At 67.9% G+C, this 16,650-nt stretch carries 13 protein-coding genes; 9 read left to right on the top strand and 4 right to left on the bottom strand.

Annotated elements, in window-relative coordinates:
• Positions 1 to 25 precede the first annotated feature (25 nt).
• The gene (locus BSY239_RS00610; RefSeq protein WP_069045131.1) at positions 26 to 859 is read left to right on the top strand and encodes a uracil-DNA glycosylase; all 834 of its coding nucleotides are present in this window, start codon (positions 26 to 28) and stop codon (positions 857 to 859) included.
• 105 nt (positions 860 to 964) lie between these two features.
• Here BSY239_RS00610 and BSY239_RS00605 read toward each other — a convergent pair whose 3' ends face one another.
• Complete coding sequence (locus tag BSY239_RS00605; protein ID WP_069045130.1) at positions 965 to 1,864, bottom strand: DMT family transporter; 900 nt, start codon at positions 1,862 to 1,864, stop codon at positions 965 to 967.
• Between the two features lie 50 nt (positions 1,865 to 1,914).
• Here BSY239_RS00605 and pyrF point away from each other — a divergent pair, with 50 nt between their 5' ends.
• The 5 genes from pyrF (at position 1,915) to BSY239_RS00580 (ending at position 7,627) form a co-directional block, all read left to right on the top strand.
• Positions 1,915 to 2,754, top strand: coding sequence for an orotidine-5'-phosphate decarboxylase (pyrF, locus tag BSY239_RS00600; RefSeq protein ID WP_069045129.1), 840 nt, complete (start codon positions 1,915 to 1,917; stop codon positions 2,752 to 2,754).
• A 156-nt stretch (positions 2,755 to 2,910) separates the two neighbouring features.
• Positions 2,911 to 4,758, top strand: coding sequence for a DUF1800 domain-containing protein (locus BSY239_RS00595; RefSeq protein ID WP_069045128.1), 1,848 nt, complete (start codon positions 2,911 to 2,913; stop codon positions 4,756 to 4,758).
• Between the two features lie 10 nt (positions 4,759 to 4,768).
• A complete protein-coding gene (locus tag BSY239_RS00590; protein WP_069045127.1) occupies positions 4,769 to 6,205 on the top strand; it encodes a DUF1501 domain-containing protein in 1,437 nt (478 codons plus the stop codon).
• Positions 6,206 to 6,284: 79 nt separating this feature from the next.
• Positions 6,285 to 7,013, top strand: coding sequence for a glutathione S-transferase family protein (locus tag BSY239_RS00585; RefSeq protein WP_069045126.1), 729 nt, complete (start codon positions 6,285 to 6,287; stop codon positions 7,011 to 7,013).
• Positions 7,010 to 7,627: a glutathione S-transferase family protein gene (locus BSY239_RS00580; RefSeq protein ID WP_069045125.1), complete on the top strand. Its 618-nt coding sequence runs from the start codon at positions 7,010 to 7,012 to the stop codon at positions 7,625 to 7,627. Before BSY239_RS00585 ends, BSY239_RS00580 begins: the two co-directional genes overlap by 4 nt.
• Positions 7,628 to 7,638: 11 nt before the next feature.
• On the opposite strand, the gene BSY239_RS00575 is transcribed toward BSY239_RS00580, so the two are convergent.
• Positions 7,639 to 9,213 carry a CYTH and CHAD domain-containing protein gene (locus BSY239_RS00575; protein ID WP_069045124.1) on the bottom strand — a complete coding sequence of 525 codons (1,575 nt, stop codon included), beginning with the start codon at positions 9,211 to 9,213 and terminating at the stop codon, positions 7,639 to 7,641.
• A 177-nt stretch (positions 9,214 to 9,390) separates the two neighbouring features.
• Between BSY239_RS00575 and BSY239_RS00570 the strand changes: the two genes are divergently transcribed.
• The gene (locus BSY239_RS00570; protein ID WP_069045123.1) at positions 9,391 to 9,933 is read left to right on the top strand and encodes a hypothetical protein; all 543 of its coding nucleotides are present in this window, start codon (positions 9,391 to 9,393) and stop codon (positions 9,931 to 9,933) included.
• Positions 9,934 to 9,943: 10 nt separating this feature from the next.
• Positions 9,944 to 10,768, top strand: a complete 825-nt coding sequence (locus BSY239_RS00565) for a MipA/OmpV family protein (RefSeq protein ID WP_083239731.1) — start codon at positions 9,944 to 9,946, stop codon at positions 10,766 to 10,768.
• A gap of 4 nt (positions 10,769 to 10,772) precedes the next feature.
• Here the strand turns inward: BSY239_RS00565 and uvrA are convergent, their stop codons facing one another.
• Positions 10,773 to 13,796 (bottom strand): excinuclease ABC subunit UvrA, encoded by a 3,024-nt coding sequence (gene uvrA / locus BSY239_RS00560; protein ID WP_236944224.1) that lies wholly within the window; start codon positions 13,794 to 13,796, stop codon positions 10,773 to 10,775.
• 255 nt (positions 13,797 to 14,051) lie between these two features.
• Here uvrA and BSY239_RS00555 point away from each other — a divergent pair, with 255 nt between their 5' ends.
• Complete coding sequence (locus tag BSY239_RS00555; RefSeq protein WP_069048683.1) at positions 14,052 to 15,218, top strand: MFS transporter; 1,167 nt, start codon at positions 14,052 to 14,054, stop codon at positions 15,216 to 15,218.
• Here BSY239_RS00555 and BSY239_RS00550 read toward each other — a convergent pair.
• Complete coding sequence (locus tag BSY239_RS00550) at positions 15,215 to 16,582, bottom strand: chloride channel protein (protein ID WP_069045121.1); 1,368 nt, start codon at positions 16,580 to 16,582, stop codon at positions 15,215 to 15,217. The two genes, BSY239_RS00555 and BSY239_RS00550, sit on opposite strands and share 4 nt — an antisense overlap.
• Between the last annotated feature and the right edge of the window lie 68 nt (positions 16,583 to 16,650).

Here is a 16,650-nt window from a genome sequence, read left to right as displayed (position 1 = left end):
GCAGGCTGCAGGGCAAAGGCACACCATGAGCGCCGCGCCCGACACTTCCTTCGTGCCCGAACTGGACGCGCGCCAGCGCGCCATGCTGGCCGAGATGGGCGTGCGGGTGTGGTCGCCCAAGCCCGCGCCGGCCAAGGCCCCGACCCCCGTTGCCCAGGAGCCCGAGCCCGCGGTGGCCAGCCCCGCAGCACCGGCGCCCAGGCCGGCGCCCGTGGCTGCACCCACTCGGACACCTTCCCCCACCCCGCCCGCACAGCACAGACCCGTCAGCCAGGTCGCCACACTCGACTGGCCCGCCCTGCGCGAGGCCGTGGCCGGCTGCCAGGCCTGCGGGCTGTGCCAGGGCCGCACGAACACCGTGTTTGGTGTGGGCGACGAACAGGCCGACTGGATGATCGTGGGCGAAGCCCCGGGCGAAAACGAGGACCTGCAGGGCGAACCCTTTGTGGGTGCGGCCGGCCAGCTGCTCGACAACATGCTCAAGGCGGTGGGCCGCAGCCGCTCCGGCAAGGGCGCACAAGGCGCCTACATTGCCAACGTGCTCAAGTGCCGCCCGCCCGCCAACCGCAACCCGCAGCCCGACGAGGTGGCGCAGTGCGAGCCCTACCTGGCACGCCAGGTGGCGCTGGTCAAGCCGAAGGTGATCGTGGCCATGGGCCGCTTTGCGGTGCAGGCCCTGCTCAAGAGCACCGAGCCCATTGGCCGCCTGCGCGGCCAGGTGCACCACTACGAAGGCGTGCCCGTGATCGTGAGCTACCACCCCGCCTACCTGCTGCGCACGCCCACCGACAAGGGCAAGGCCTGGGCCGATCTGTGTCTCGCGATGGCAACTCTGGAAAACACCCCCCTGCGCCGCTGATGCAGCTTCCCCCCGCTCTGGCGCGGCGGCGCTGCTGGGCAGGGGGACGCACCCTGTGGCCCGGCGAAGCCGGTTCCACGGGTGCTCTGGACGGGCTGACTCCGGTCAGGTCCTGCCTGGTTCAGCAGCGGAGCGTGCCGGCCACAACACAGAAGCGATGGCGACCATCACCAGCGCCACGGCCGCCCAGTCCTGCCAGTGCAACACCTCGTTCAACCACCACGCCCCGCTGAACACGCCCAGCACCGGAATGAACATCACCGACAAGGTGGACGCCACGGGCGGCAGGTCGCGTGCCATCATCAACCAGGCCACCTGCGCAAACGCAAACACGCCCAGCGCGTTGTAGACGATCGCGCCCCAGATGGCGGGTGTGGGCGCCACCCAGGCCTCCCGCTCGAACAGCACCGCGGCCGCCGTCATCCACAGCGTGGTGAACAGCGTCATCCAGAACGAGATGGCCAGCGTGGGCTGGGGCAAGGTGGTCCGGCGCAGCATCTGTGTGCCCAGTGCCCAGGCGGCCGCGGCGGTGAGCATCATCACCACGCCCAACGGCCTGCCGGTGAGCTGCGTGAGTTCGTGCCACAGCAGCAGCACCACACCCAAGGCCGCCGCGCCCACCCCGCCCCAGGCACGCGCGCCCAGCTTCTGCCCGAACCACCACGCGCCCACGATGGCCGAGAACACCGGCATGGTGTAGCCTAGGATCGCTGCGCGGCCGCTGGAAAGGGTCTGGATCGCGAGCACCGCCAGCGTGTGCCAGATCAGCATGTTGAACACCGTGAGCACGGCCAGCTCACGCCAGTGTTCGCGGCCGATGCGAAACGGTACGCGCCGCCACACCAGCACCAGCGCGAGCACCGGCAGGCCGATCCACATGCTGATGGTGCGAAAGGTGAGCGCCGGGAAACCCGTGACGCCGAGTTTCATGATGGGCCAGTTGACGCCCCACACCAGCGTGAGAAGAACGAGAAGGACGAGCTGTCGTCGCGAAAGGGCGTGCATGGGTGGCGATATTAGGGCCGGGCCAACAGGCGCCCACCTAAAATCCCCGCATGACCTTTCTCGACATGCTGCGCGGCGCCGAGCGCCAGAACCGCTCCCTGCTCTGCGTGGGCCTCGATCCCGACCCGGCGCGCTTTCCCGCCCGGCTCAAAGGCGACGCCAGCCGCATCTACGACTTCTGCGCGGCCATCGTCGACGCCACGGCCGACACGGCCATCGCCTTCAAGCCGCAAATCGCCTACTTCGCCGCGCACCGCGCCGAAGACCAGTTGGAGCGGCTCATGGAGCACATGCGCCGCACGGCGCCTCACGTGCCCACCATCCTGGACGCCAAGCGTGGCGACATCGGCAGCACCGCCCAGCAGTACGCCATTGAAGCTTTCGAACGCTACGGCGCCGACGCGGTGACGCTCTCGCCCTTCATGGGTTTTGATTCGGTGCAGCCGTACCTGCAGTACCACGGCAAGGGCGCGTTTCTCTTGTGCCGCACCTCCAACCCCGGCGGTGACGATCTGCAGAACCAGCGCCTGGCCTCGGTGGAAGGACAACCCCTCTTGTATGAACACGTGGCGCGGCTCGCCCAGGGGCCGTGGAATCTGAATGGCCAGCTCGGCCTGGTGGTGGGCGCCACCTACCCCGCCGAAATCGAACGTGTGCGCGCCATTGCGCCCACGCTGCCACTGCTGATTCCCGGTGTGGGCGCACAGGGCGGTGACGCCGTGGCCACGGTGCGCGCGGGCCTGCGTGCGCAGGGCGACACCACCACCGGACCCATCATCGTGAACTCGTCGCGCGCCATCCTGTACGCGTCCGATGGCGAGGACTTCGCGGCGGCGGCGCGGCGCGTGGCCCTCAAAACGCGTGATGAATTGCACGCTTCGCGCATCTGAATTTCGACCAGAGGCGCGACAAATACCCTCCGACGGTATGGCCGTTGGGCGGTTGCCGTGGCCGCGCCACAGCCACATGTAACTGATTGAAACCTGGCCAGGCCGACCAAAAGCCGCTGCCTAGACTCGCGCTCGTTCACTGGAGGAGAAGTCCACATGACGAACGTAGAAGCGCCAGATCAGGCCGCAACATCGGCAATCGACCCCGGGCCTGCCGATGCGGCACCCGACCATTCCAAGGCCCTGCTCGCGTCTGCCGCAGCCGCCACGGCATTGCTGGCCGCGTGCGGCGGCGGTGGTGAAAGTGGAGGCGGTGGCGGCGGCAACGACAGCTTTGCCGTCACGGTCGACTTCACCACAACCGGCTACGCCAACCCGACGCCCACCACCGATGCCGACGCAGCCCGCTTCCTGCAGCAGGCGCAGTTTTCATCCACGGTGGAAGAAATCGCCAAGGTCCGCAGCAACGGCTACGTGACGTGGCTGGCCACCGAGTTCTCCCGCCCGCTGGGCCCCACCGGGTGGGACTGGCTGGAGGCCCGCGGCTACGGCGTGGCCAACACCCACAGCTACTACTTCAACATGTACCCGGCCGAGTTCATGGTCTGGCAGCAGCTGCTCAGCGGACCGGACCCGGTGCGTCGGCGCGTGGCCCTGGCGCTCTCCGAGTTCTTCGTGGCGTCCATGAGCTCGGCCGAATTCACCTGGCGCAGCCACGCCTACGCGAGCTGGTGGGACACGCTCACACACAACGCCTTCGGCAACTTCCGCCAGCTGCTCGAAGACGTGACGCTGCACCCCGCCATGGGCTGGTTCCTCAACACCAAGGGCAACCAGAAAGAAAACACCAACACCGGGCGCGTGCCGGATGAGAACTACGCCCGCGAGGTGATGCAGCTCTTCAGCATCGGTCTGTACGAGCTCAACCTGGACGGCACGCTCAAGCGCAACAACGGCCAGCCCATCGACAGCTACACGCAGTCGGACGTGACCAACCTGGCGCGCGTGTTCACCGGCTACGACTTCGACACCTCGGACGGCGTGCGCATCCCGGTGGACAGCTACACCATCGAGTCGCGTGCGTTTGCGCGCAAGCCGATGTCGCTCAACGCCAGCCGCCACTCCAACCTGGCGGCCACCTTCCTGGGCACGACCATCCCGGCCAACACGCCGGGCAAGGCCGCGCTGGGCACAGCGCTGGACACGCTGTTCAACCACCCCAACGTCGGGCCGTTCTTTGCGCGCCAGATGATCCAGCGGCTGGTGACCAGCAACCCCAGCGGGGCGTACGTGGCGCACGTGGCCGCCGCCTTCAACGACAACGGCAAGGGCGTGCGCGGTGACCTCAAGGCGGTGTGGGCCGCGATCCTGCTGCACGACGAAGCGCGCGGGCCGCAAACGCTGGCCAGCAACACCTTTGGCAAACTGCGTGAGCCCATGCTGCGTTTCATCCAGTGGGCGCGCACCTTCGGGGCGCAGTCCGCGGCCGGCAGCTGGAAGATCTTTGAACTCGGCAACCCCGCCACACAGCTGGGCCAGAGTCCGCTGCGCGCACCCTCGGTGTTCAACTTTTTCCGACCCGGCTACGTGCCGCCCAACACCACGCTCACACCCTCGGGCGCCACCGCACCCGAGTTTCAGCTGGTCAACGAGACCACGGTGGGCGGCTACCTCAACTTCATGCAGGACGTGATCGAGCGCGGCATTCGCTGCCCCGAACCCGGTGTGCCGCAGGCGGCCTACACGAACTACCTGTACGACGTGAAGGCCACCTATTCCCGCGAGCTCTCGCTGGTGACAGACGCCACGGCGCTGGTGCGCCATCTCTCGCTGGTGCTGACCGCAGGGCAGATCGCACCCAACTCGGACAACGAGCAACTGATGGTGAACGCGCTGAACGCCACGCCGGTCACGGCCAGCAGCAGCGCCGACGTGAAGCTGCGGCGCGTGTGGGCCGCCGTGCTGATGATCATGGCCTGCCCTCAGTACCTGATCCAGAAATAAGGGGCGCACCATGCACTTCATCCGACCCGACCTGCACACCCGTCGCGCCTTCCTGCGCCGCTCCGGCCAGCTCGCGCTCACCGGTGTGGCCTTGCCCACCGCCATCAACCTCGCGGCCATGGGCGAAGCCGCGGCCTTCAACGCCACCGACTACAAGGCGCTGGTCTGCATCTTCCTCAACGGCGGAAACGACTACGCCAACACGGTGGTCAACTACGACACCACCACCCACGGGCAATACAGCGCTGTCCGCACCAACATCGCGCTCGGCCGCGATGCGCTGGCCGCGACCGCCCTCAACCCCACCACCCCCCTGCCCGGCGGCGTGCAGTACGCGCTGCATCCGTCCATGACCGGCCTGGCTGGCCTGTTCAACGCAGGACAGGCCGCCGTGCAGCTCAACGTGGGGCCGCTGGTGGCACCCATCACGCGCCAGCAGTACAACGCGCGCAGCGTGCCTACACCGCCCAAGCTGTTCTCGCACAACGACCAGCAATCGGTCTGGCAGTCGTCGGCGCCCGAGGGCTCGCCCACCGGCTGGGGCGGGCGCATCGGCGACCTCGCGTTGTCCAACAACGCCAACAGCACCTCGCTGTTCACCTGCATTTCCGTCACCGGCAACGCGGTGTTTCTGGCCGGCAACTCGGCCCTGTCGTACCAGGTGGGCACGGGCGGCCCGGTGCGCATCAAGGCCCTCAACGACAACAGTGTCTACAACTCGCAAATGGTGCGCGCGGCCATCACGGCGCTGGCAGTGCAGGAGCGCACCCACCGGCTGGAGAAGGAATACAACCTCGTCACCGGTCGCGCCAACGGGGCGTTCACCCAGATCTCCGACGCGCTGGCCAGCGTGCCCGCCAGCGGACCGGCCTATGCCACCTTCCCCACCGGCAACAACCTGGCCGACCAGCTCCGCATCGTGGCCCGGCTCATCGCCGCGCGCGCCGACCTGGGCACGAAACGCCAGGTGTTTTTCGTCTCCATGGGCGGTTTCGATCTGCACGACAACCTGATCAATGGTCAGGCCACCCTGATGGGACGCCTGAGCACGGCGATGACCGCGTTTTACGAGGCCACCGCGTCACTGGGCGTGGCCGACAAGGTGACCGCGTTCACCGCCTCCGACTTCGGCCGCACGCTCACCTCCAACGGCGACGGCTCCGACCATGGCTGGGGCAGCCACCACCTGATGGTGGGCGGTGCGGTGCGCGGCGCGGCGTTCTACGGCAAGGCGCCGCCGGTGAGCGTGACCAACAGCTCCACCGACGCCTTCGACCAATGGCACGTGGGCCAGGGCCGCCTGCTGCCCAGCACCTCGGTGGACCAGTACGCCGGCACGCTGGCCACCTGGTTCGGCGTGCAGGGCACCGAGATGAACGCCATCCTGCCCAACCTGGCCAACTTCAACTCCGGCGACTACCCGCGCGACATGGGCTTCATGCTGTAGAGCCCTGGCGTAGCCTGGGCGACAGGCCCCGTGAGCAGGTGCGGACCAGAATGCCGTTTGCTTGTTTCACGAGGCCCGCATGATCGACCTGTACACGGCGGCAACGCCCAACGGACACAAGGTGTCCATCGCGCTCGAAGAACTCGGGCTGCCCTACACGCTGAAGGTGCTCGACCTCACGAAGAACGAGCAGAAGACCCCGGCGTTTCTGGCGATCAACCCCAACGGCCGCATCCCCGCCATCGTCGACCACGAAGCCGATGGCTTTGCGGTGTTCGAGTCCGGCGCCTGTCTGGTGTACCTGGCCGAGAAGACCGGACGGCTGATGCCCACCGATGTCAAAGGCCGATCGCTGGTGATGCAGTGGCTGATGTTCCAGATGGGCGGCATCGGGCCGATGATGGGCCAGGCCAATGTGTTCTTCCGCTACTTTCCCGAGAAGATCCCGGCGGTGATCGACCGTTACCAGGGCGAGAGCAAGCGCCTGTTCCGTGTGCTCGACGCGCGGCTGAAAGACCACGAGTTTCTGGCCGGCGACTATTCGATCGCCGACATCGCCCACTGGGCCTGGGTGCGCACGCACCGGTGGTCGGGCGTGGACGTGGACGACCTGCCCCACCTGGTGCGGTGGCGCGATGCGATCCGCGCCCGCCCCGCCGTGCAACGCGGCATCGAACAACCCGCGTCGCGGGTGGACCTCACACGCGATGGCGACGAGGGAGCGAAGAAGTTTGCCGAGGAGGCTCGCACCATGGTCGAGATGGGGCAGAGCCTGAAGGGGTCCGCCCCGGTGAAAGGCACCCCATGAAGCTGTATGTGTCGCAACGCGCGCCCAACCCCCGGCGGGTGCAGATGTTCATCGCGGAAAAAGGCATCGAAGGCATCGAGCAGGTGGTGGTGGACCTCAATGCCCAGGAGCACCGCACGCCGGCTTTTCGCGCCAGAAGCGCGCTGGCCCGCATCCCGGTGCTGGAGCTCGACGACGGCCGCACGCTCAGCGAAACCCGCGCCATCTGCACCTGGCTGGAAGGCCGGCACCCTCTACCCAACCTGATGGGTGAAACGGCGGAAGAACGGGCGTTCATCGAGATGGCCGACCGGCGCATGGAGTGGTACCTGATGCTGCCCCTGGCCAACGCCATCCGCCACACCCACCCCGGCCTCGCCCCGCTGGAGCAGCCGCAGTTTCCCGACTTTGGCCACTCGCAACGGCTCAAAGCCATGGAGACGGCGGTCTGGCTGGACGCCGAACTGCAACGCCAGCCCTGGGTGGCCGGTGAGCGTTTCACCATCGCCGACATCACCGCTTTCTGCACCGTGGAATTCGGCAAGCTGATGCGTTTCAAGCCGGCAGAAGAAGGCCTGCACGCCTTGCAGGCCTGGCGCGACAAGGTGGCCGCGCGACCCAGCGCGCAGGCCTGAGCTCCAGGCGCTCAGCCCCAGGGCGTCGGCGTTTTCTCCAGCAAGCGCTCCATCGCCGGCAATTCGAGCAAGCCGGCGTCCAGCCGGGCCTGCAGGGACTGCTGCCAATGCACCACCAACGCCGACGCAGGCCCCGCGGCCACGGCACCCAGCAAGGCGTGTGCGGTGCTCAGGTCGTTGAGCCGCCCCAGCAGTTCCTGCGCGTTGGCCAGCACCGCGGTGCTGCGCGCCACGCGTTTGGGTGGCAATACGCTGGCGAGAAACTCCTGCGCATAGCGCAGCTTCTTCAGCGAGATGCGCAGGGCGTGACGGCCTTCGGGTCCGAGGCGCCGTGCAGCACGGGCCTCCTGCCGAAGCGCCGCGTGGCGTTCGCTCAAAGTCGCCCGGGCCCACACCGCCAGCCCGTCATCCGTTGACGCTTCGGTCGGCGCCGGGTCGGCCGGCTGCAGACACAGCACCGCCCGGGTGAAGGCCAACAGACGCAGCGCGTGTTCGGGGCTGCCCAGCGCGTCGGCCGCACGTTGCCACGCGGCGCTGCGCTGTTGCTGCACCCAGTCTTCGAGCGCCTGGGTCGACCCATCGGCAAGGCACCCCGCCGGCCCGCGGCCCGCCAAGAGCTCAGGCATCCATTCGGTGGCAAACACATCCCAGTTGCGCGCATCACCGAGCTGGTTCGTGAGCAGCTTCCATTCGCCAGACCAGTGCGCAGCAAAGCGCCGGGGCAGGGCCGCGCGAAAGATGCGCAAGCCGGTGCGCAGCCGCCGCAAAGCCACCCGCGCCTGGTGCACGAATTCCGGGTCGGGCAGCGCGCCCTCGGTGCCGGGGTGCAGCACACAGGCTTCGTTGGCCTGCAGGTGGGCCAGGCAGCTCAGCGCCGCCGCGCGAAAGGCCTGCACAGGATGCATGCCGGCCTGCAGTTGCAGTTTTTCCGCCTTCACCGGCTGCAACCGCTCCCCCATGTAGAGCGCATAGCCGCGTTCGGCCTTGCTGCGGTTGGCCGGCAGCAGACGCAAGGCCGTCGCCGCTTGTCCCTGGGGACCCAGCGCGAGGGTGTGCGCCAGGTCGAGCAGGGCGTCCACCGGGCCCTCCAGCAGCTCCAGTTCCAGCTCCAGAATCGGCTGGCGGTGGTTGCCCTGCGCGTTGCCGGTGGCGATGAAGCCCTGATCCAGCGCCACCTCCACGCGGGCCGGCCCGTGCTGCAGCACCCAGCTGCGCCGGGTGAAGTCGGTGCGGAACACCGGCACCAACTGCCAGGCCACGCTGGCGAGTTGCGCGGCCAGGGCGGCGTCGTCCACCAGCGCCGTGAAATCAAACGCGCCGGGCCGGGCAGGTGCTTCCCACTCACCGCGCTGCGACAAGCCGCCCACCGACTGTCCTGCGGTCTTCACCGTGAGCAGCGTCTGGCGGCCCACGCGGCGCTCGCGCACCGCCATGCGCTGCGCGCGCAGCGCCAGCGTGGACGTGTCGAAGTAGGTGTTGAACAAGCGCTCGCGCCGGGCGGACCGGGCCTTCAGCAGCGGGTGCTTCAGCAGCGCTGCCAGGTCTTGCGGGTGCACTTCCAGCTTGAGTTCGGTTTCTTGCGACATGGCGGGCGGCAGACGGTGGTGGTGAGGCGACGAACTGCCGAGTCTGACAGCCCTTGAAGCCACGACGCAACACCAAGACCCTTCGCACACAAGCGGTCACCAGTGCAGGGCCTGTGGACGGCACAATTCCACTCAGGGACAAACGCTTTCAACAAAACCCCACACACGGACCCCACCATGAACAATTCCTTGAAACACACCGTCCGCTCCCTGGTGCTGAGCCTGGCCGCCGGCTTGTGCATGGCGCCCGCCATGGCCGAGAAGCCGGCCCATGCGGGTGGCGGCAAGCACGACAAGTGGGAAAAATCGGACAAAGGCGGCAAGAAGGACCGCGACGACCAGCCGCGCTACACCCAGGGTTCGGGCGATCGCTCGTCGACCAACGTCGCCGTGCAGATCAACATCGGCGGCTACTTCCAGGACAGCCAGCGCGTCGCGGTGCGCGAGTACTACGAACCACGTTTCCGCGCCGGCAACTGCCCACCCGGCCTGGCCAAAAAGAACAACGGCTGCATGCCTCCAGGCCAGGCCAAGAAGTGGCGCAAGGGTTACCGACTGCCATCCGACGTGGTCTTTTACCCCGTGCCCAACGACATCTCGATCCGCCTGGGTGCGCCACCATCGGGTCACAAATACGTGCGTGTGGCGGCCGACATCCTGCTGATCGCCGTGGGCACCAGCATGGTGATCGATGCCATCGAAGACCTGAGCCGCCTCTGACCTCCATGCCATGGCCCGCCTGACGCTCCTCCCTTGCGCCCTGTTCCTGGCGTCGTGGGCCACAGCGGGCCTTGCCCAGGTGGCCGAGCCGGTAGCGCTCGAAGCCAGCCGCGACTACCTGCTGGGCGCCTCGCTCTCCAGCGGACGCGATCCCTTCGGCACCAGCGAGCAGAAGCTTGGCCTGCGCCCGATCTGGGCCTTTCAGCTCGGGCGTTTCCGCTTTGCCACCTCGGGCGCCAGCGCGCTGCTCGCGCAGGGCCGTGAGTCGGTGGACAGCGGCGTGAGCACCGTGCTCACGCGCAGCGACCTGGTCTCGCTCAGCACGTCCCTGTCCATCGACGAAGGCCGTTCGTGGAAAGACGACCCGGTGTACAGCGGCCTGCCGCGCGTGCGCGACACGGTCCGCGGGCGTGTCACGGCGGGCTTCACGCTGAGCACGCGCTGGAGCGCTTCGCTGCGCGCCTCGCAAGACCTGCTGGGCCGCGACGGCGGCCTGCGGCTCGACTCGGGCCTGAACTACCGCCACCCGCTGTCACCCCAAACGCATTGGGACTTGTCGCTGGGGCTCGGCTGGGCCAACGGCACCTACCGCCAAACCCATTACGGCATTGCGCCCACCGCCGCCGCAACCACCGGCTTGCAGGCCTACGCGCTGGGTTCGGGCTTCGACGGAGCCTCGCTGGGCTGGCGCATGACGTCGGCACTGAACCGCAACTGGGTGGCCTACGGCGGTTTGAGCGTGTACCAGCTGCAGGGCGCGGTGGCGCGCAGCCCGCTGGCCACACGCACCACCACGTTTGGCGCCACGTTGGGGCTGGCTTACCGCAACAACTGAAACCTCAGGCGGCCTGCGGCAGCGTCAGCAGGCGCCGCAGGTAATGCCCGGTGTGGCTGCCCGCATGCGCCGCCACCGCCTCGGGCGTGCCCTGCGCCACCACCATGCCGCCACCCGACCCACCTTCGGGCCCCATGTCGATCACCCAGTCGGCGGTCTTGATCACGTCGAGGTTGTGCTCGATCACCACGATGGTGTTGCCGGCGTCGCGCAGCTGGTGCAGCACCTGCAGCAGCAGCTCGATGTCGGCAAAGTGCAGGCCGGTGGTGGGTTCGTCCAGGATGTAGAGCGTGCGACCGGTGTCGCGCTTGCTCAGCTCCAGCGCGAGCTTCACGCGCTGCGCCTCGCCGCCCGAGAGCGTGGTCGCGCTCTGGCCGAGCTGGATGTAGGTCAGGCCCACGTCCATCAGCGTCTGCAGCTTGCGGTGCAGCGTGGGCACGGCCGCGAAGAAGGTGTGGGCCTGCTCCACCGTCATGTCCAGGATCTGCGCGATGTTCCTTCCCTTGTATTGCACGTCCAGTGTTTCGCGGTTGTAGCGCTGGCCGCCACACACCTCGCAGGGCACGTACACGTCGGGCAGAAAGTGCATCTCGACCTTGACCACGCCGTCGCCCTGGCAGGCCTCGCAGCGGCCACCGGCCACGTTGAAGCTGAAGCGGCCCGGGCCGTAACCGCGCTCGCGCGCGGTCGGCACCTCGGCCATGAGTTCGCGGATGCCGGTGAAGAGGCCGGTGTAGGTCGCCGGGTTGCTGCGCGGCGTACGCCCGATGGGGCTTTGGTCGACGTTGATGACCTTGTCGAAATGTTCGATGCCTTCGATCGCTTCGTGCTCGGCGGGCTCGTCGTGCGAGCGGTACAGCGTGCGAGCCACGGCGGCGTAGAGCGTGTCGTTGACCAGGGTGGATTTGCCCGAGCCGGAAACACCGGTGACGCAGGTGAGCAGGCCCACCGGAAACGCCACGCTCACGCCCTTGAGGTTGTGGCCGGTGGCGTTGACCACGCGGATCTCCTGCAGCTCGCCCAGCGAGGCCTGATGCGCGGCTTCGCGCGCGGCACGGCGTTCGGCCGCCGGGCTGGGTGCGAAGCGCGGCTTGAAGGCAGGCGCCGTGCTCCTGACCACCGGCAGCCAGGGCGTGCGCCGCGACGGCACCGCGATGCTGCGCACGCCGCTGAGGTACTCGCCGGTGAGTGAACCCGGCGTGGCCATGACGGCCGCGCAGGTGCCTTGCGCCATCACGCGCCCGCCGTGCACACCGGCGCCGGGGCCCATGTCGATCACATGGTCGGCGGTGCGGATCATGTCTTCGTCGTGCTCAACCACCAGCACGGTGTTGCCCAGGTCGCGCAGGTGCTGCAGCGTGGCGATGAGCCGGTCGTTGTCGCGCTGATGCAGGCCGATGCTGGGCTCGTCGAGCACGTACATCACGCCGGTCAGTCCGCTGCCGATCTGGCTGGCCAGGCGGATGCGCTGCGCCTCGCCACCGCTGAGCGTGTCGGCGCTGCGGTCCAGGCTCAGGTAGTTCAGGCCCACGTCGTTCAAAAACTTCAGGCGCTGGCGGATTTCATTGATCACGCGCGCTGCGATGTCGCCCTTGGTACCGCGCAGCTCCAGCTTCTGGAAATAGGCCAGCGCATCGCCGAGCGTGACGTGGCTGATCTTGTAGATGGGCTGCTTGTGCTCCCCATCGCCCACGAACACGTGGCGCGCTTCGCGGCGCAGTCGCGCACCGCCGCAGTCGGGACACGGCTGCACCGCGCGGTAGCGGGCCAGCTCTTCGCGCACGGCCGCGCTGTCGGTCTCGCGGTAGCGGCGTTCGAAGTTGCGGATGATGCCTTCGAAGGGGTGCTTCTTGCTGATCTTCTTGCCCGCGCGCTCGCCGGATTCGAGCGCGTAGCTGAACTTGATCTCTTCTTCGCCCGAACCATAGAGCAAAGCCTGCTGCACCGGTGCGCTGATCGCGTCCCAGGCGCCTTCGGCGTCGAACTTGTAGTGCGCGGCCAGGCTTTCGATCATGGCGAAGTAGTAGCCGTTGCGCCGGTCCCAGCCCTTGATGGCGCCGCTGGCCAGGCTCAGGGTGGGAAACGCAACCACGCGCGCCGGATCGAAGAACTCGGTGTGCCCCAGGCCGTCGCAGGTCGGGCAGGCGCCCATGGGGGAGTTGAACGAGAACAGGCGCGGTTCCAGCTCACCCACGGTGTAGCTGCACAGTGGGCAGGCGAACTTGGCCGAAAACGCCGTTTCCACTCCGGTGTCCATGTCCACGGCCAGTGCCCTGCCATCGGCCAGGCGCAGCGCGGCCTCGAAGCTCTCCGCGAGCCGCTGGCGCAGCGGGTTCATGCCCTCTTCCTCACCATCGGTGCGCACCTTGATGCGGTCGATCACCACGTCGATGTTGTGCTTCTCGGTCTTCTTCAAGGCCGGCAAAGCGTCGAAGTCCAGCACGGTCTGGTTGATGCGGAAACGCACATAGCCCTGCGCCTGCATGTCGGCGAACAGTTCGAGGAACTCACCCTTTTTTTCCCGCGCCACCGGCGCCAGGATCATCAGGCGCGTGCCCTCGGGCAAGGCCAGCACGGCGTCCACCATCTGCGCCACGCTTTGCGCGGCCAGCGGCAAATCGTGCTCGGGGCAATGCGGTGTGCCGGCGCGGGCGAACAGCAGGCGCAGGTAGTCGTGGATTTCGGTGACCGTGCCCACGGTGGAGCGTGGGTTGTGGGACGTCGCCTTCTGCTCGATGGCGATCGCCGGCGACAGGCCTTCGATCAGGTCCACGTCGGGCTTGTCCATGAGTTGCAGGAACTGCCGCGCGTAGGCCGAGAGGCTTTCCACATAGCGGCGCTGACCCTCGGCGTACAAGGTGTCGAACGCCAGGCTCGATTTGCCCGAGCCGGACAGGCCGGTGATCACCACCAGCGAGTGCTTGGGGATGTCCAGGTCGATGTTCTTGAGGTTGTGCGTGCGGGCACCGCGCACCGACAGAAAGGGGCTGGCGTGGCGCAGGTGGACCGCGCTGATGCGGTTCAGCAGCGCTTGTTCGTCGGGCTCCACCGGCGCGTCGGCGCCGGTCAAACTCGGCAGATTCAGGTCCGGGGGCAGGTTCTGGTTCAAGGCGCGGTGGGTGTGTTCAGGGCAACCCGGCATGATAAGCCGCGCCGCGTTTTCGCGCCTGGCCGCCCGGCGCGCGCGGGCCCATCAAGCACAATACCGGCTTTGCCCGGCGCCGCCTTGTCCTCCCTCAGCACCGCTCCCTCCGACACCCCCGCTCCCCAGGCGACCGTGCGCATGACGCCGACCGAGCGGCGCACCAGCGGCGCGCTGGCGTCCATCTACGCGCTGCGCATGCTGGGGCTGTTTCTGGTGCTGCCGGTGTTCGTGCTGCAGGCCCACACCTACCCCGGCGGTGACGATCCCTTCCTGGTGGGCCTGGCCATGGGCATCTATGGCCTCACCCAGGCTCTGCTGCAGGTGCCGTTCGGCATGGCCTCCGACCGGCTGGGGCGCAAACCCGTGATCCAGGCCGGCCTGGCGCTGTTTGTGGTGGGCAGTTTGATCGCCGCCTGGGCGCCCAGCATGGTGTGGCTGGTCATCGGCCGTGCACTGCAGGGCTCCGGCGCCATTTCCGCCGCCGTCACCGCCCTGCTGGCCGACCTCACGCGTGACGAGGTACGCACCAAATCCATGGCACTGGTGGGCATCAGCATCGCACTCATGTTCGCGCTCTCGCTGGTGCTGGCGCCGCTGCTGGTGCCCCTCATCGGCCTCGCGGGCCTGTTTGCGCTCACTGCGGTGCTGGCCGCCATCGGCATGGCGGTGGTGGCCTGGGTGGTGCCGCCCGAGCCACCCGTGCAACACGCGCAGAACCGGGGCGGTCTGCGGGAGGTGCTCGCCGATGTGGAGTTGCTGCGCGTCGACTTGGGGGTGTTCGTGCTGCACGCGGTGCAGATCGCCATGTGGATGTCGGTGCCGGCCTTGTTGCAAGAGGCCGGTCTGGCCAGCGCCGAGCAGTGGAAGGTGTACCTGCCGGCCGTGCTCGCGTCGCTGCTCATCATGGGCGGGCTGCTGTTCCGGCTGGAGCGCATGGGCTATTTCAAGCAGGTGTACCTGGGGTCCATCGCGCTCATCGTGCTGGCGCAGCTCGGCTTCTGGCTCAACCTGCAAACGCCTTCGCTGTGGGCGGTGGGCGCACTGCTCTGTGTGTATTTCATCGGCTTCAACACCCAGGAGGCCAGCCAGCCGAGCCTGGTGTCGCGCCTGGCCGAGCCGCGCCAGCGCGGGGCGGCACTGGGTGTCTACAACACCCTGATGTCGCTGGGCATCTTCGCCGGAGGCAGCCTGGGCGGCCTGGTGATCAAGACCTGGGGCAGCACCGGCATCTTCTTCGTCAGCGCCGGACTGATGCTGCTGTGGATGGCGCTGGCCTGGCCGATGAAATCGGCGTTCAGACGCTAGCGTCCCACAGGATCGGGCAGCGGTGCAGCGCCGGTGCGATCGCGCAACGACCGCATCATCAGCAACGACATGGTGCTGTAAAGCGGGCGGCTGATCATGCGCGACACCAGGCTGGCCAGCAACGCGCACGCCATGAGGCTGAGCACCATGCTGTGGCCATCGGTCATCTCCATCACGATGATCATGGCGGTGATGGGCGTTTGCGTCACCGCCGCCAGGAAGCCGCACATGCCCAGCGCAATCAGCGCCGCGCCGTGGGGTGAATTCAGCAGCCACGCCACGTCGGCCCCCACGCCGGCGCCCAGCGACAGGCTGGGCCCGAAGATGCCGCCGGGCACGCCGGCCCAAGCCGACAGCCACGACGCCAGAAACTTCAGGCCGGTGAACACCAGGGGCTGGTGCGCGGCGCCGGGGTCGGCAGCCTGATCCAGCAAGACCTTGGTGTGCTCATGCCCCACACCCACGGCCGCACCATCGCTCACCACTGCGATCACCGCCACCACAAAACCGCAGGCCGCGGCAAACCTGACCGGACGCTTGCGCCGGTAAGCACAAAACCGGTCGGGCAAACCGGTGAACGAGGCCAGCAAGAGGCGTGAAAGCAACCCGCCCAGCAAACCACAGGCCAGCGCCACCAGCGCACCCGGCGCCAGCAGGCTCCACCAGGACAGTGCATCGGCCCGCACCCGCCCAAAGTAAGACAGGTTGCCGAACGCCGACACCGCCACCAGACCGGCGACCACGATGGCCGCCAGCATCAGTCCGCTGCTGCGGTCCTGAAGGCGGCGCGAGAGTTCTTCGATGGCAAACACGATACCGCCCAGCGGGGTGTTGAAGGCCGCGGCAATGCCGGCAGCGCCCCCGGCCACGAGCAGTTCGCGGTCGCTGATGCCCGAGGCCGGCGACAGCCAGCGCCGCGCATGCAACATCACACCGGCCGCCACCTGCACCGACGGGCCCTGCCGGCCCACCGACAACCCGGCCAACAGCCCGCCGGACACGCCCAACACCTTGGCGCTGCTGAGTTTGAGCGACACAAAGCGCGAGCGCTCGCTCAACGGGGTTTCGGGCGCCAGCGCCGTGAGCACCTGCGGCACGCCCGAACCCACCGCACCGGGGGCCCAACGCCGGATCGTCCATACGATCAGCGCGGTGAGCGCCGGCGTCCAGACCAGTGGAGCCCACCACCAGCCACTGCGCAGGCGGCTGTAAAGGTCGATCGCGGCGTCGGCCAGCAGCGTGAACCCCACCACCGCGAGGCCGGCGAGCACGGCGTAGGCAATCACGACCGCGCGGTCCAGCCATTGCCGGCCGCCGCCCATTTCGTCGCGCAGGTTCTGGAGGAAGTCCGGTTCGCCTTTCATGGGGTGGCAGTGTAGGCCCTGGGGTATTCAGGTTCCGCTTGGCTTGCGCCACCGGCCCGCCAGCGGTC

The organism is Hydrogenophaga sp. RAC07 (genome assembly GCF_001713375.1).
Lineage (GTDB): Bacteria > Pseudomonadota > Gammaproteobacteria > Burkholderiales > Burkholderiaceae_C > Hydrogenophaga.
The sequence above is the reverse complement of the archived record's forward strand: the minus strand, read 5'-3'. Positions and strand labels throughout refer to the sequence as shown.

Bases quoted from the DNA above. Each gene is read 5' to 3' on its own strand.
- BSY239_RS00610 (WP_069045131.1), top strand. From the start codon at position 26: ATGAGCGCCGCGCCCGACACTTCCTTCGTGCCCGAACTGGACGCGCGC.
- BSY239_RS00605 (WP_069045130.1), bottom strand. From the start codon at position 1,864: ATGCACGCCCTTTCGCGACGACAGCTCGTCCTTCTCGTTCTTCTCACG.
- pyrF (WP_069045129.1), top strand. From the start codon at position 1,915: ATGACCTTTCTCGACATGCTGCGCGGCGCCGAGCGCCAGAACCGCTCC.
- BSY239_RS00595 (WP_069045128.1), top strand. From the start codon at position 2,911: ATGACGAACGTAGAAGCGCCAGATCAGGCCGCAACATCGGCAATCGAC.
- BSY239_RS00590 (WP_069045127.1), top strand. From the start codon at position 4,769: ATGCACTTCATCCGACCCGACCTGCACACCCGTCGCGCCTTCCTGCGC.
- BSY239_RS00585 (WP_069045126.1), top strand. From the start codon at position 6,285: ATGATCGACCTGTACACGGCGGCAACGCCCAACGGACACAAGGTGTCC.
- BSY239_RS00580 (WP_069045125.1), top strand. From the start codon at position 7,010: ATGAAGCTGTATGTGTCGCAACGCGCGCCCAACCCCCGGCGGGTGCAG.
- BSY239_RS00575 (WP_069045124.1), bottom strand. From the start codon at position 9,213: ATGTCGCAAGAAACCGAACTCAAGCTGGAAGTGCACCCGCAAGACCTG.
- BSY239_RS00570 (WP_069045123.1), top strand. From the start codon at position 9,391: ATGAACAATTCCTTGAAACACACCGTCCGCTCCCTGGTGCTGAGCCTG.
- BSY239_RS00565 (WP_083239731.1), top strand. From the start codon at position 9,944: ATGGCCCGCCTGACGCTCCTCCCTTGCGCCCTGTTCCTGGCGTCGTGG.
- BSY239_RS00555 (WP_069048683.1), top strand. From the start codon at position 14,052: ATGACGCCGACCGAGCGGCGCACCAGCGGCGCGCTGGCGTCCATCTAC.
- BSY239_RS00550 (WP_069045121.1), bottom strand. From the start codon at position 16,582: ATGAAAGGCGAACCGGACTTCCTCCAGAACCTGCGCGACGAAATGGGC.